12 protein-coding genes and 1 riboswitch are annotated in these 13,411 nt (G+C 60.1%); of the genes, 5 read left to right on the top strand and 7 right to left on the bottom strand.

Going from position 1 to position 13,411, the window contains the following annotated elements:
- Positions 1-25: 25 nt before the first annotated feature.
- The 3 genes from NTD80_RS05740 to ahcY form a co-directional block, all read right to left on the bottom strand.
- Positions 26-1,108: a hypothetical protein gene (locus NTD80_RS05740; protein WP_262132589.1), complete on the bottom strand. Its 1,083-nt coding sequence runs from the start codon at positions 1,106-1,108 to the stop codon at positions 26-28.
- 83 nt (positions 1,109-1,191) lie between these two features.
- Positions 1,192-2,037 carry a methylenetetrahydrofolate reductase [NAD(P)H] gene (metF, locus tag NTD80_RS05735; RefSeq protein WP_065904866.1) on the bottom strand — a complete coding sequence of 282 codons (846 nt, stop codon included), beginning with the start codon at positions 2,035-2,037 and terminating at the stop codon, positions 1,192-1,194.
- 165 nt (positions 2,038-2,202) lie between these two features.
- Positions 2,203-3,612: an adenosylhomocysteinase gene (ahcY, locus tag NTD80_RS05730; RefSeq protein ID WP_010207176.1), complete on the bottom strand. Its 1,410-nt coding sequence runs from the start codon at positions 3,610-3,612 to the stop codon at positions 2,203-2,205.
- Positions 3,613-3,633: 21 nt separating this feature from the next.
- Positions 3,634-3,739, bottom strand: a riboswitch (S-adenosyl-L-homocysteine riboswitch).
- A gap of 189 nt (positions 3,740-3,928) precedes the next feature.
- Here ahcY and NTD80_RS05725 point away from each other — a divergent pair.
- The 3 genes from NTD80_RS05725 (at position 3,929) to NTD80_RS05715 (ending at position 7,335) form a co-directional block, all read left to right on the top strand.
- On the top strand, positions 3,929-4,333 hold the full coding sequence (locus NTD80_RS05725; protein ID WP_065904864.1) for an acyl-CoA thioesterase: 405 nt from the start codon (positions 3,929-3,931) through the stop codon (positions 4,331-4,333).
- A gap of 108 nt (positions 4,334-4,441) precedes the next feature.
- Positions 4,442-6,373, top strand: a complete 1,932-nt coding sequence (locus NTD80_RS05720; RefSeq protein ID WP_262132587.1) for a patatin-like phospholipase family protein — start codon at positions 4,442-4,444, stop codon at positions 6,371-6,373.
- A gap of 71 nt (positions 6,374-6,444) precedes the next feature.
- On the top strand, positions 6,445-7,335 hold the full coding sequence (locus NTD80_RS05715) for a formate/nitrite transporter family protein (protein WP_262132586.1): 891 nt from the start codon (positions 6,445-6,447) through the stop codon (positions 7,333-7,335).
- Between the two features lie 51 nt (positions 7,336-7,386).
- Here the strand turns inward: NTD80_RS05715 and NTD80_RS05710 are convergent, their stop codons facing one another.
- Together NTD80_RS05710 and NTD80_RS05705 are read right to left on the bottom strand one after the other, a co-directional pair.
- Positions 7,387-8,676, bottom strand: a complete 1,290-nt coding sequence (locus NTD80_RS05710; RefSeq protein ID WP_262132585.1) for a cation:dicarboxylate symporter family transporter — start codon at positions 8,674-8,676, stop codon at positions 7,387-7,389.
- A gap of 34 nt (positions 8,677-8,710) precedes the next feature.
- A complete protein-coding gene (locus tag NTD80_RS05705; RefSeq protein WP_262132584.1) occupies positions 8,711-9,124 on the bottom strand; it encodes a VOC family protein in 414 nt (137 codons plus the stop codon).
- Between the two features lie 93 nt (positions 9,125-9,217).
- Between NTD80_RS05705 and NTD80_RS05700 the strand changes: the two genes are divergently transcribed.
- On the top strand, positions 9,218-10,099 hold the full coding sequence (locus tag NTD80_RS05700; RefSeq protein ID WP_262132583.1) for a LysR family transcriptional regulator: 882 nt from the start codon (positions 9,218-9,220) through the stop codon (positions 10,097-10,099).
- Between the two features lie 20 nt (positions 10,100-10,119).
- Here the strand turns inward: NTD80_RS05700 and NTD80_RS05695 are convergent, their stop codons facing one another.
- Positions 10,120-11,355, bottom strand: coding sequence for a cation:proton antiporter (locus NTD80_RS05695; protein ID WP_262132581.1), 1,236 nt, complete (start codon positions 11,353-11,355; stop codon positions 10,120-10,122).
- Between the two features lie 182 nt (positions 11,356-11,537).
- Between NTD80_RS05695 and NTD80_RS05690 the strand changes: the two genes are divergently transcribed.
- Positions 11,538-11,924 carry an MAPEG family protein gene (locus NTD80_RS05690; RefSeq protein WP_065904857.1) on the top strand — a complete coding sequence of 129 codons (387 nt, stop codon included), beginning with the start codon at positions 11,538-11,540 and terminating at the stop codon, positions 11,922-11,924.
- A 275-nt stretch (positions 11,925-12,199) separates the two neighbouring features.
- Here NTD80_RS05690 and NTD80_RS05685 read toward each other — a convergent pair whose 3' ends face one another.
- Positions 12,200-13,387, bottom strand: a complete 1,188-nt coding sequence (locus NTD80_RS05685; protein WP_262132577.1) for a murein transglycosylase A — start codon at positions 13,385-13,387, stop codon at positions 12,200-12,202.
- Positions 13,388-13,411 lie beyond the last annotated feature (24 nt).

Raw genomic sequence — 13,411 nt, 5'->3', positions numbered from 1 at the left:
CTGGCACACGCATCTGCAGGCGGTATCAATGCGTCTGCGAACTCATCAAGTGCTCGTAGATGGCGGTACGCCGCTCACCGAGAATCAGGCGCACCAACGGGTTGGCGAACCAGTGCTCCAGCTGGTGTGCATCGACCGGGCGCTGCTGGCGCTCTTCCTGATTCTGGCGGGCCTTGTCCCACCAAACCGGGCCACATGCCTGGTCGAACTCGTTTTGGTGCTCGTAGCACCCGTAGAGAATCTCGCGGATGAACTGCTGCTTGCGCTTGGGCAGGGCCAGGGTGATCAGCTTGTACATCAGGCGCTGCAGGCGTGGCGGGCGCGGCAAGTGGGCGGAGACCTTGCGTGTGTCGGCCAGGGCCAGCGTGCTGATGGGGCTGGCCCTGTGCTTGGTGATCCACGCCTTGACCTTGGCCCGGAACAGCTGTTTGCGGCTCCAGTAATGGTGGATCAGGTCCGGGCATTGGCGCACGTTGACCTGGCGGTAGGCGGCAACCGACAGGCAGAACTCTTCCAGGGTGTAGGCGCCGAGAGCCATCGGGAACAGTTCGTCCATCAGCGCGATCGACTGGTCCAGCAGGTGCGCGTCCTGGTGAGCCAGGCCCATGACCCCGGAGTTGAGCAGCCACATGTTGTCGTCGGCCAGGCCTTTTTCGTTCAGGTACGGCGCGAGCGCGTCGTACAGCACGCTTTCGCGGTTATCGCCGTACTTGGCGTGGAAGGCGTTGCACAGCAGGGTGCCGGGCGCGACGCGCTCGAACAGGGCCATGGGCGAGTCGTGGAAAAACGTATCGGTGTCGATCAGCAGTGCGCGCTCCGCCGTTTCCAGGACTTGGCGCAACAGCACGTGCTTGGTGCGGAAATGGTAGCCGTGAGGCTCGCTCCAGCGTTTGCGCGTGGCCTCATCCAGTACGTGGACCTGCACCGGCAGGCCATCGTAGGGCGCCGGGTTGTCGCTGAACACCTGGATGTCCAGGGGCAGGTCCTCGGTTGCGCCCAGCTGCGCCAGGGCACTGGCGATGCTGAATACCGCTTCCTGATGATAGGTCTCGGCGCCGAATACCAGGTAAACCAGCTGCGGGCGGGGAGTCGGGGACGCTGTATTCATTTACTGCAGGCTTCCATTCCGGGGAGATGTGAACAAAAAAAGCCCTCGTATAAACGAGGGCCTGGGTGCAGCTCGGTCAGACCTCAGCGCGGCAGCTTGAGGTTGTTCCAGATTGCAAGGCTCGGCTCAGCCTGGTTAAGCGTATAGAAGTGCAGCCCAGGTGCGCCACCTTGCAGCAATTCTTCACACATGCTGCTGATGACCTGTTCGCCGAACGCCTGGATGCTCTTGACGTCGTCGCCGTAGGCTTCCAGTTGCTTGCGGATCCAGCGTGGGATCTCGGCACCGCACGCGTCGGAGAAGCGTGCCAGCTTGCTGTAGTTGGTGATCGGCATGATGCCTGGCACGATCGGGATGTTCACACCCATGGCCCGCACGCGCTCGACGAAGTAGAAGTAGCTGTCGGCGTTGAAGAAGTACTGGGTGATCGCGCTGTCGGCGCCGGCGTTGGCCTTGCGCACGAAATTCTGCAGATCGTCTTCGAAGTTGCGCGCCTGGGGGTGCATCTCCGGGTAAGCCGCCACTTCGATATGGAAGTGATCGCCGCTTTCTTCACGGATGAAACTCACCAGGTCGTTGGCGTAGCGCAGCTCACCGCTGGCCATGCCCATGCCGGATGGCAGGTCGCCACGCAAGGCGACGATGCGCTTGATGCCGGCTTGCTGGTATTGGGTCAGCAGGCCGCGCAGGTCGGCCTTGCTGTCGCCCACGCACGACAAGTGCGGAGCGGCGGGAATGTTGGCTTCGCTTTCCAGCTGCAGCACGGTGTTGATCGTGCGGTCACGGGTCGAGCCGCCGGCGCCGTAGGTGCAGGAGAAGAAGTCAGGATTGTAGCTGGCCAGTTGCTTGGCAACAGCCATCAGTTTTTCATGTCCAGCATCGGTCTTGGTCGGGAAGAACTCGAAGCTGTAGCGACGGTCTTGGGACATGTGAGGTCTCCAGCTGCAAGTTGCAAGCCTCAAGCTGCAAGAGGGCGGTGTGCCTGTTCTTGCAGCTTGGAGCTCGCAGCTGGTAGCTGCTTAAAGAGCAATGAAGTAGCAAGCCCTCGGCACAAGCGCATTTCTTGCCGCTTGCCGCTGAAAGCCTGCCGCTGCTTAGTAGCGGTAAGCGTGCGGCTTGAACGGACCTTCGACGGTCACGCCGATGTAGTCGGCCTGGGTCTTGGTCAGTTGAGTCACGACGCCACCGAAGCCGCGGACCATTTCCAGGGCCACTTCTTCGTCGAGTTTCTTCGGCAGTACTTCCACGGTCAGGCGCTCGGCTTTCTGGGCAGGCGACAGGTCGGCGTATTTCTGGCCGAAGAGGAAGATCTGGGCCAGTACCTGGTTGGCGAACGAGCCATCCATGATGCGGCTTGGGTGGCCGGTGGCGTTGCCCAGGTTAACCAGGCGGCCTTCAGCCAGCAGGATCAGGTAGTCATCGTTCTGCGGGTCGAAATCGCCAGCGCCGGTACGGTGAACCTTGTGTACCTGTGGCTTCACTTCTTCCCACGCCCAGTTCTTGCGCATGAAAGCAGTGTCGATTTCGTTGTCGAAGTGACCGATGTTGCACACTACAGCGCGCTTTTTCAGGGCCTTGAGCATGTTCGCATCGCAAACATTAACGTTACCGGTGGTGGTCACGATCAGGTCGATCTTGCCCAGCAGGGCTTTGTCGATGCTCGCTTCGGTGCCGTCGTTCTGGCCGTTGATGAACGGCGAAACCACTTCGAAACCGTCCATGCAGGCTTGCATGGCGCAGATCGGATCGACTTCGGACACCTTGACGATCATGCCTTCCTGACGCAGGGACTGGGACGAACCCTTGCCCACGTCACCGTAGCCGATCACCAGGGCTTGCTTGCCCGACAGCAGGTGGTCGGTGCCGCGCTTGATGGCATCGTTCAGGCTGTGACGGCAGCCGTACTTGTTGTCGTTCTTGCTCTTGGTCACCGAGTCGTTGACGTTGATGGCCGGGATTTTCAGCTCGCCCTTGGCCAGCATGTCCAGCAGGCGGTGTACGCCGGTGGTGGTTTCTTCGGTCACGCCGTGGACGCGGTCGAGGATCTGCGGGTACTTCTTGTGCAGCAGCTCGGTCAGGTCGCCGCCGTCGTCGAGGATCATGTTGGCGTCCCATGGCTTGCCATCCTTGAGGATGGTTTGCTCCAGGCACCACTCGTACTCTTCTTCGGTCTCGCCTTTCCAGGCGAACACGGCGATACCGGCAGCAGCGATAGCGGCAGCGGCCTGGTCTTGAGTCGAGAAGATGTTGCAGGACGACCAGCGTACTTCGGCACCCAGGGCAACCAGGGTCTCGATCAGCACGGCAGTCTGGATGGTCATGTGGATGCAGCCGAGGATCTTCGCGCCCTTGAGCGGTTGCTCAGCGGCGTACTTGCGACGCAGGCCCATCAGCGCAGGCATTTCGGATTCGGCGATAAAGGTTTCGCGACGGCCCCAGGCAGCGAGGGACATGTCGGCGACTTTGTAGTCGTTGAAATCTGCAGGCGTGTTTACAGCGCTCATGAAGAGCCTCCATTCGTAGTGTGCGAATGGGCGCCGTTGTGCGTTTAGTATCCAGCTGGCTAACCAGGCCGGACAACGCCCCATCCGAGCCTGACAGGTTGAACCTGCTGCAGCGCCCCTCGGACAGGTGGCGGGAGAACGGTAGTAGCCGTTCTGAAATCGGGGGCGATTATAGCTGTCTTTATCCGGCTAGTGGCAAGCAACAAGCTACAAGCGGCAAGTAAGAGCGAATCGGCTACTACTTGCAGCTTGTCGCTTAAAACTTGAAGCTGGGGGCCACAACCCAATCGCCAAACATCTCAAACCTGGAGTCCCTATGAACTTCCACACCCGCAAATGGGTAAAACCCGAAGACCTCAACCCCAACGGCACCCTGTTCGGTGGCAGCCTGTTGCGCTGGATCGACGAAGAAGCGGCGATCTATGCGATTGTCCAGTTGGGCAACCAGCGCGTGGTGACCAAGTACATCTCCGAAATCAACTTCGTCAGTGCCTCGCGCCAGGGCGACATCATCGAGCTGGGCATCACCGCCACCGAATTCGGTCGCACCTCGATCACCCTGACCTGTGAAGTGCGCAACAAGATCACCCGTAAGAGCATCCTCACCGTCGAGAAGATGGTCTTCGTCAACCTCGGGGAAGATGGCCTGCCAGCGCCTCACGGCCGTACGGAAATCAAGTACGTCAAGGACCAGTTCCAAGAGGATGGCATCCAGGAATAACTGCATGCCCACCGGTTTGGTTTCTGTTACCTGATTGTTCCGGTTGGATCTTTCCCAGGCTCTGTCATCACTCAGCACTATACCCCCCCCCGCAGAGTGAGTCAGCGCATGAAAGTGCTCAATCCGGTCAATCCCGTTCAGTTTCCCTCGCCTGGAGATGTCAGTACCCGCGTCGATCACACCGCGAAGACGTTACGGGTGGAGGGCGGCGGCGCGCGCAATCTGATCCTCCAGCGCGATCCCCATGGGCGTGTGGAGGTCACATTGTCGCGGCCGCCCATCACGCATTTGGTGCTCAGCGGTGGTGGCGCCAAGGGGGTTGCCTTTTCAGGGGTGGTGCAGGCACTCGAGGACGCCCGGAAGCTGGAAGGCATCCAGGTGATTTCCGGCTCATCCGCCGGTGCGATTTCTGCGGCATTGATTGCCAGTGGAATGAGTGCCGCAGCCTTCGATGGACTGTCGGACAACATCAGTCTGCCTACCTTGCTGAACAGCAAAGACCCTGTGACGGCCTGGTTGCAGGACGCCAGTTCGACACTGGGCGAATACCTCGGGTATTTGCCGGGCCCGGTCGGCAATATTTCCCAGTTGCTGATGACCCTGCTGCCGCGCCTGAAAACCGATGCCGCCCCGCTGGAGGACATGGTCCGCGACGAGTCGCGCAAGGCGCTTCTTGGTCATATTGCCGACACTCCCAGAGAAACCCGGCCTGCCGAAGTCATGCGCATTGCTGACAAGCTCAGTGCTGGTGGCACGCCGACGTTTGCCGACCTTGAGGTGTTAAGCCGCAGTATTGCAGCGGTCAAGCAACTCAATATCACCGGCACGGGCATGTTTGGAGGGCGTCCACAGTTGGTAGTGTTCAACAGCAGTTTGACGCCGGACATGGATATTGCCCGCGCTGCGCGTATTTCGGGTTCGTTGCCGGCACTGTTCAAAAGCCCTGTGGAACAGGGGCATGGCTTTCAGATGGCGACAGAAACCACGACCTTTCAGGACGGTGGCCTGATGCTCAATACGCCAGCGCCAGGCGTGGTGGACCGATTGTTTGCCGAGAGCCTCCTGAGCAAGCCCGAGTCGCTGATCATCAAATTCGAGCCTGACTCCGACGAGGAGCCTGCCCAAAGTGGCAGTTTTTTCAGTAGCCTGGTCGACTGCATTACGGGAACGCCACATTCGGCTGCCGAGGCTTACCAGGATAATAGGCTCAAGGCATTTGCCCACCAGACGCTGGTGTCGCCACTGAATACCGAACAGGGAGATTTTCGCGGCCTGTTCAACGGGACGGTCAACTTCACCATGAAGGATGAGCACAAGCAGCACCTGCAGGAAAGGGCCCGTGAAGCGGTGGCTGGGCACCTGCAGAATCTGGCCTCGACGAGGGATTCTCACTCGTTCGGTTCGCTGGATGCGGCGGTGCTGGCGATGGATGATGAAACACTGGCCAGCGTGCAGACGGCGTTGCAGGCAGACAGCGCCGCAGCCAGTGTGCTGATGTTTCGAGAAGAAGCGAAACAGGCGTTGCGCGCGCTGGACCATGCGATTACAGAGGTCGATAAGTCGCATGCTGGCTTGCTGTTCACACCGAAGCTGTCGTCGGCAGTGCGCAATCTGGAAGCACTTGCCCGAAGTCCCGAGCAATTAGAATGGTTGGGACGGCGCTTGAATGACCCAGGCCAGCGAAATTTTCAGCGATTGCTGCAAGTGGCTGCTAATCAGGGCGCCGGCGATGTACCGTCCACTTCCAGGGTCATGGCTTGCGCTGTTGCCGAAATGAAACGTCGCGATATTGCGGTGAGTGCCGAGAGCTTTACACGGGAGGTTATCTACCCGTCACTGTTCCGACCTGGCCAGCCGGCATCCAATGTCGAACTGTTGCAGCGCGCGGCACGAGACTTGGCCAAGGCCATCACGCCGCAGGCGTTCAATCGTGTGCTTGATGGTCTCAGCGAACATTACCAGGCGCGCAACAAGCCATGGAGTATGTCGTCCAGTGACACTACCGTGGAGATGGCCAAGGCCTGGCGCAAGCGGGTTTAGTTGCCTGGTCACTGAACAGCTACGGCGCCGGCAGGTCGTAGCTACAGGCACCCCTCGGACTCTGGTACATCATGGCCACTCAAGCAGACGGCAAGACCCCCAACCTGTCGCAGGAAGAGCAACAGGACGTGGACAAGAACCAACCCCCCCGCGCGGCGGTGTTGCATGAAATCATCCGCACCCAGGGCGACCAGGAGCTGGAGCGCAGCGTCGCCGCCTTGTGGTGGTCGGCGCTCGCTGCCGGCCTGACCATGGGACTGTCGCTGATGGCGATGGGCTTGCTCAACTCGCGCCTGCCAGATGGCGAAGCCTTCAAGGTCATCGCCAGCTTCGGCTACTGCGCAGGCTTCCTTGCGGTGATCCTGGCGCGCCAGCAATTGTTCACCGAAAACACCCTGACCGCCGTGCTGCCGGTGATGAGCAAGCCTACGCTGGGCAACGCGGGACGCCTGCTGCGCTTATGGACAGTCGTGCTGGTCGGCAACCTGTGCGGCACCCTGCTGGTGGCGTATGTGATGCTGCACCTGCCGATCTTCGATACCAAGACCGACCTGGCCTTCCTCGAAATCGGCCGCAAGATCATGGAAAACGACGCCGGCCAGATGTTTGCAAAAGGCATCGTTTCCGGTTGGATGATCGCGACCATGGTGTGGATGATCCCCTCCATGGAAAGCGCCAAGATGTGGATCATTATCCTGATCACTTACCTGATGGCGCTGGGGGACTTCACCCATATCGTCGTCGGTTCGGCCGAGGTTTCGTACCTGGTGTTTGCCGGCGAATTGCCGTGGAAAGACTTCTGGCTGGTGTTTGCCGGCCCGACCCTGGCCGGGAATATCATCGGCGGCAGCTTTATCTTTGCGTTGATCAGTCACGCGCAGATTCGCAGTGAAAGCAAGGCGCCTGATGCCGCTCACGCCAACGCAGGGGAGCAGGGAGCCCAGCGTAAGGACAAGACCTGATTGCACCCCGCAAAGGCTCAAGCACAGTCTTTGCGGGGTTTTTTATAACTTTCAGGCTTTCAACGGCGCCGCGCCGGTTTCAGCTGTGGGCGTGCTGTCAGGTGCCTTCAGTTGACCTTCCCAGCGGGCAATCACCAGCGGCGCCAATGCATTACCCAGTACATTCAAAGCCGTGACCGGCATATCCATCAAGCGATAGACGCCTGCGATGATCGCCACTCCTTCCACAGGGAGCCCTGCTGTGGTCAAGGTCGCGGTCAGGATGATAAACATGAATCCTGGCACGCCTGCGGCGCCCTTCGACGTCAACACCATGATCAATATCAGCATGCCCTGATCTGCCAGGCTCAAGTCGATGCCATACGCCTGGGCGATGAACAACGTGCCCAGTGCAGCGAACAGCGATGCGCCATCCAGGTTGAACGAATAGCCCAGCGGGATAACCATGCTGGTAATGGGACGTGGCGCGCCATAGCGCTCCATCTTCTCGATCAATTGAGGCATTACCGTTGCTGACGCGGCGCTGCTATAGGCCAGCAGCAACTCACTGCGTATCTCTCGCACCAAGTGGAAAAAGCCGACCCCTGCCAGTCGCGCAACCGTACCCAGTATGCACAGTGCAAATAGCAACACTGCGACATAAGTCGTGCCGATCAGCTTGGCCAGTGGCAGCAAGGCACTGAGACCGAAGCTGGCGACAGTGACGGCTATCAGTCCGAAAATGCCTATTGGCGAGTAGTGCATGACCAGATGGGTGACTTTGAACATAGTGTCGGAGACGCTTTGCATCACACTGATCAGCGGCGCCTTGCGCTCCTCGGTCAGTAGCGACAACGCGCAGCCGAACAGAATCGCGAAAAACAGCACCGAGAGCAGCTTGCCCTGTGACATGGCCAGGACGATGTTGTCCGGCACGATCGCCAGTAGCGTTTGGCCCAGATTCTGCGTGGTGTCGTGGGTGGCCAGCCCTGTGACTGGCGTCTGCAGGGTGCTGGCGAATTCCGCCCCCGCGCCTGGCTCGACGACGTTGGCAACGACCAGGCCAAAGACGATCGCAATGCTGGTTATCGTGAAGAAGTAAATGAACGTCTTCACGCCGACGCGTCCCAAGGCGGCAGGATTTCCCATGCCAGCAATGCCGACCGTCATGCAGGCAAACACCAGCGGCACGACGATCATCTTCATCAGCTTGATAAACAAGTCGCCTGCTGGCTGCAGCAGGTTATTAATGAACCACTCCTTATGTTCGGGAAACTGGTTGAGAAGGATGCCGACGATTATTCCGGCAGCCAGGCCGATCATGATGCGGATGACAAGGCTGGTGGGTTTTCGGGTGGTCATGGGGGTGGCCCTTATTGTTGTAGTTGTCAGGGTTTTATTGAGCAAACAGCCCTGCGAAGTCCTTGAAGCCTTTCACTTCTATGGGGTTACCGCTGGGATCGAGAAAAAACAGCGTGCGTTGCTCGCCAGGCTCCCCGGCGAAGCGAATGACTGGCGGGATCTCGAACGGCGTGCCCAATTGGCTGAGACGCTCGGCGAGTGCCTGCCATTCCTCGAGCGGCAACACCACGCCGAGGTGCGGCATCAGCACATGATGGTCACCGACCAGGCCGGTACGTGTGGTGGGGAAGGGCGTGCCCAAGTGCAGTGAAAGCTGATTGCCGAAAAAATCGAAATCGATCCAGGTCTCGCTGCTACGGCCTTCCGTGCAGCCCAAAACATCTCGATAAAAAATGCGCGCCTGGTTCAGGTCATAAACATGATATGCAGCATGGAAGGGTCTGTTCATCGATGGGATCTCCGTGAGGGGGAGCCCTCAAATTAAACAGGCCGTGTGTCCGGGTAAAACGGGTTCGCGTTGGTCTGAGCGAAAGGAAAACTTATGGATATTCGATTCCTGGGAAGCCTGGTCGCCGTCATCGAAGCCGGCTCGATTGCAGCGGCCGCGCGACGTGAAAACCGTACTGCGGCGGCGATCAGCCAACGGGTCAAGACGCTGGAGCGAACGCTGGGGTGCACGTTGCTTGTACGTACCGCGCATGCCGCGTGGCCCTCGGACCAGTGCCTGTTGTTGTTACCAAAAATCCAGGCCGTAATTGACCAGGCGCGCGAGTTACAGGAGGACTTGAGCCAGGATGGCTTATCGGGAGAGATCAAGATCGGTGCTATTTCAACCGCATTGACCGGAATCTTGCCGAGGGCGATCGAGCGACTGGCGCTCTCGGCGCCGGGATTGAGGCTGAAGATCACACCGGGTGACTCCAAAAGCCTCTATGAGAGGTTGCTGGCCCAAGAGTTGGACGCGGCGATTCTTGTCAGGCCTCCGTTTCACCTGCCCAAGGCTTTGGTGGCGACTTTGCTGGGGACCGAACCTTTGATTTTGATTGCTCCCGCTGACTGTGGCTCGCAGACGTTTGAAGCCTTGCTGCGAGAGCGGTCATTCATTCGCTACGACGCGCGTTCGTGGGGCGGGCAGATTGCCCAGCGTTTCCTGGATGAGCAGTGCTTGGATCCGCGGGTCTTGTGTGAGCTGGATGCCTTGGAAACCATCGCGATACTGGTCGCCCAAGGCATGGGTGTATCACTGGTGCCCCAGTGGGCGGGGATGTCGCGCAGCGGGCTCTGTGTGTTGCCAGTCGACGATGCCCCGCGCTATGCGCGGGATCTGGTTGTCATGCACAGCTCGACGCCGCGCCACCCACTGGCGATGCGGCACCTGCTTGAACACCTGTGTGCAGCGCCCGTCGGCGAACGTGTGCTGTAGCGACGTCAAGGCTCAGTGGTTCACTGGGGTTCGGCTACGCGCTTCACGACTCGGCCAATGGTCAACCCCTGCAACAGGATCGACGACAACACCACGATGTAGGTGATGCTCAACAGCAGGTCGCGCTCCGGGCCGAGCGGCAAAGCCAGTGCCAGCGCTACCGAAACCCCGCCGCGCAAGCCGCCCCAGGTCAGGATGCGGATCGTCCCGCGTGGCACCGTGCGCCAGCGGCGCAGCAGCAGGATCGCCGGAGCAACGGTCAGCAGGCGTGACACCAGGATTGCTACGGCCAGGAGGCTGGCAGCGAAGACGTGCAGCCAGTTGAACGGCAACAGCAGCAGCTCCATGCCGATCAGCGCGAACAGCAGCGCGTTGAGCATGTCATCGAGCAGTTCCCAGAAGCCATCCAGATAGCGACGGGTCATGTCGTTCATCGCCAGCTTGCGCCCCAGGTTGCCGATGATCAGACCGGCCACCACCATCGCAATCGGCGCCGAGACGTGCAGTTCGGTGGCCATCGCCGAACCGCCGATGACCAGGGCCAGGGTCAGCATCACTTCGATCTGGTGCTGCTCGATGCTCTTGATCATCAGGTACACGAGGTAGCCGATCAGGCCACCAAACACCACGCCGCCAATCGCCTCATGGGCAAACAGCATCGCGGTAGCGCCTACGGTCGGCGTTTCGCCCAGCTGTGCAATACCCAGTAAAACCGTAAACACCACCACCGCCGTGCCGTCGTTGAACAGCGACTCGCCGACGATCGTGGTTTTCAGCGGTTTGGAGGCGTTGGCGGTGCGCAGCACGCCCAAGACCGCAATCGGGTCGGTGGGTGAGATCAGCGCGCCGAACAGCAGGCAGTAGAGGAAGCTCACGTGCCAGCCAAACAGCGCGAAGATGTAATACGCCAGGCTGCCGATCACCACGGTGGCAATCAACACGCCGAACGTTGCCAGCAGGCCGATGGGCCAGCGGTAGCTGCGCAGGTCGTTGAGGTTGACGTGCAGGGCGCCGGCGAACAGCAGGAACGACAGCATCCAGTTCATCAGCAAATCGCCGAAGTCGATCTGGCCGATCAGTTGCTGGATACGTTCCTCCAGGCCCGGGTAGCCGAGCACGCTCAGGCCTTGCAGGATCAGCGAAAACAGCAGGGCCGTGACCATCACGCCGATGGTGGGTGGCAGGCCGATAAAACGGAAGTTCACATAGGTGAGCAGGGTGGTGAGGCAGATGAAGGCGGCGACAAGTTCAAGCATCCGGGGTCCTTGGAGGTTAGGTGGCAGTTCGTTGATGCATGGGTGGACCGCAGGGCGGGCATGAGGTTGCACAGCGCGATAGAACCTTTCGGTGCGCGGCGTGCTCATAGCCGGTAAGTGCGGTTTGGTAGGTTTAGTGCTAAAACTCTAATTTCTGTTTAAAACTACAAAAGGAATCAGTGATGACGGTGGCTTTCTGGTGTGTGTTGATAGCGATTTTCCTGCCTTACCTGTGCACAGGGGTGGCCAAGTTCAGTGGCGGCAAATTCGGCCCGCGGCAGAATCATGATCCGCGCGCTTTTCTGGATACCCTCGACGGCTTCGCCAAGCGCGCCCACAACGCGCAGCTCAACAGCTTTGAGGTGACACCCGCCTTCGCGGCGGCGGTGATTATCGCCCACCTTGCCGGGACTGCGTCGTTGGTGACCATCAATGTGCTGGCGGTGCTGTTTATCACCAGTCGCCTGTTGTACATCATCTGCTACGTCGCCGACTGGGCAATGCTGCGTTCGCTGGTGTGGTTTGTAGGGATGGTATTGATCGCGAGCTTCTTCTTCGTCTCGATCTAAGGCGTAGCCCGGCCCTCTATTGTGGCTGGTCTTACTGTGGCAAGCGGGCTGCTGTGGCAAGCGGGCCTACTGTGGCGAGCGGGCTTGCCCCGCGTTGGGGCGCGAAGCGGCCCTAATCGGCACACCGAGTTCTTTCAGAAGGAACTCGGCGCCTGTTGTCAGGGCTGCTCCGCACCCCAACGCGGGGCAAGCCCGCTCGCCACAGTAAGCCCGCTTCCCACGACAGGCCTTCTCCTCGCGACGAGCCCGTTTACACATTTGATCTTCAGTGTTCCTCAGGTACCCGCGGGTGCATCCGGCACGTGCGGCAACGCCGCGCCTTTGGGCCACAGCATCCAGATCTGGCCTTGCTGCTTCATATTCCCCGCCAACTCACCTGCCGCATCACCCGTGCCCCAGAACAGATCCGCGCGCACTTCGCCGGTGATTGCACCGCCGGTGTCCTGTGCGGCGACGGGACGTGCCAATGCCGAGCCGTCGGGCGTGGTGGTCGACAGCCACAACAGGCTGCCCAGCGGGATCACCTTGCGATCCACCGCCACGCTGTAGCCTGCCGTCAGGGGCACGTTCAGCGAACCGCGAGGACCTTCATTGCTGTCGGGACGGGCGCTGAAGAACACGTAGCTGGGGTTGCTTGCGAGCAGTTCCGGGATTCGCTCCGGGTGCGCCTTGGCCCAAGCGCTGATGGCGCCCATGGTTACTTCTTCTTTCTTCAACTCGCCTTGCTCCACCAGCCAGCGGCCGATAGGACGATAGGGGTAGCCGTTCTGGTCGCCATAACCCACGCGCAGTTGGCGGCCGTCCTTGAGTTGAATGCGGCCCGAGCCCTGGATCTGCAGAAATTGCAGGTCCATCGGGTTGGTCAGCCAGGCAATCGGCTTGGCGCTGGAGCCTTGGCCGTTGATGGCGCTGGCATCGTCATAGGGCTTGAGCACGCGGCCTTCAAGGCGACCGCGCAGGCGCTTGCCCTTGAGTTCCGGGTAGATGCTTTCCAGATTGACGATGATCAGGTCATCCGGCACGCCATACACGGGCACATGGGCGGTGGCAGTCTTGGTCAGGCTGCCGGGGTAGACGGGTTCGTAGTAGCCGGTGATCAGCCCATTGGGGGTGTCGTCGGCCGAGCGCAGGCCGAAGACATCCAGGCGTTCTTTGAGAAAACCACGCACCGCTACGGCATTGCCCGGCACGGTGACCGCTGCGGCACAGGTCGCGCCCCAGATCGGGTCGGCCTTGAGGCGTTGGCAGGCGCTGCGCCAGGCTTCAAAGCCGGCCAGCAGGTCGCTGTCGGACACCGCCGGCAGGGCTTCCCATGGCGCGCTCACATAGGTGGCTACGGCATGGGGTTTGGTCACTTCCTCTGTTTTGTTGGCGTCTTTACCGCCATCACAGCCGGCCAGCAGTGCAGCAATCGGCAGAGCCCACGCCAGGCGGCGGCTCCAGGTTTTCAGTAGGACATTCATAAACGCAATTCCTGAAGCGATTGC

This window comes from Pseudomonas sp. 13B_2.1_Bac1, from assembly GCF_025466155.1.
Taxonomy (GTDB): Bacteria; Pseudomonadota; Gammaproteobacteria; order Pseudomonadales; family Pseudomonadaceae; genus Aquipseudomonas; species Aquipseudomonas aylmerensis.
The sequence above is the reverse complement of the archived record's forward strand: the minus strand, read 5'-3'. Positions and strand labels throughout refer to the sequence as shown.

Excerpts from the sequence above, each read along its gene's own strand:
- NTD80_RS05720 (WP_262132587.1), top strand. The coding sequence starts at position 4,442 with ATGAAAGTGCTCAATCCGGTCAATCCCGTTCAGTTTCCCTCGCCTGGA.
- NTD80_RS05695 (WP_262132581.1), bottom strand. The coding sequence starts at position 11,355 with ATGCTTGAACTTGTCGCCGCCTTCATCTGCCTCACCACCCTGCTCACC.
- NTD80_RS05725 (WP_065904864.1), top strand. The coding sequence starts at position 3,929 with ATGAACTTCCACACCCGCAAATGGGTAAAACCCGAAGACCTCAACCCC.
- metF (WP_065904866.1), bottom strand. The coding sequence starts at position 2,037 with ATGTCCCAAGACCGTCGCTACAGCTTCGAGTTCTTCCCGACCAAGACC.
- NTD80_RS05740 (WP_262132589.1), bottom strand. The coding sequence starts at position 1,108 with ATGAATACAGCGTCCCCGACTCCCCGCCCGCAGCTGGTTTACCTGGTA.
- ahcY (WP_010207176.1), bottom strand. The coding sequence starts at position 3,612 with ATGAGCGCTGTAAACACGCCTGCAGATTTCAACGACTACAAAGTCGCC.
- NTD80_RS05710 (WP_262132585.1), bottom strand. The coding sequence starts at position 8,676 with ATGACCACCCGAAAACCCACCAGCCTTGTCATCCGCATCATGATCGGC.
- NTD80_RS05705 (WP_262132584.1), bottom strand. The coding sequence starts at position 9,124 with ATGAACAGACCCTTCCATGCTGCATATCATGTTTATGACCTGAACCAG.
- NTD80_RS05700 (WP_262132583.1), top strand. The coding sequence starts at position 9,218 with ATGGATATTCGATTCCTGGGAAGCCTGGTCGCCGTCATCGAAGCCGGC.
- NTD80_RS05690 (WP_065904857.1), top strand. The coding sequence starts at position 11,538 with ATGACGGTGGCTTTCTGGTGTGTGTTGATAGCGATTTTCCTGCCTTAC.
- NTD80_RS05715 (WP_262132586.1), top strand. The coding sequence starts at position 6,445 with ATGGCCACTCAAGCAGACGGCAAGACCCCCAACCTGTCGCAGGAAGAG.
- NTD80_RS05685 (WP_262132577.1), bottom strand. The coding sequence starts at position 13,387 with ATGAATGTCCTACTGAAAACCTGGAGCCGCCGCCTGGCGTGGGCTCTG.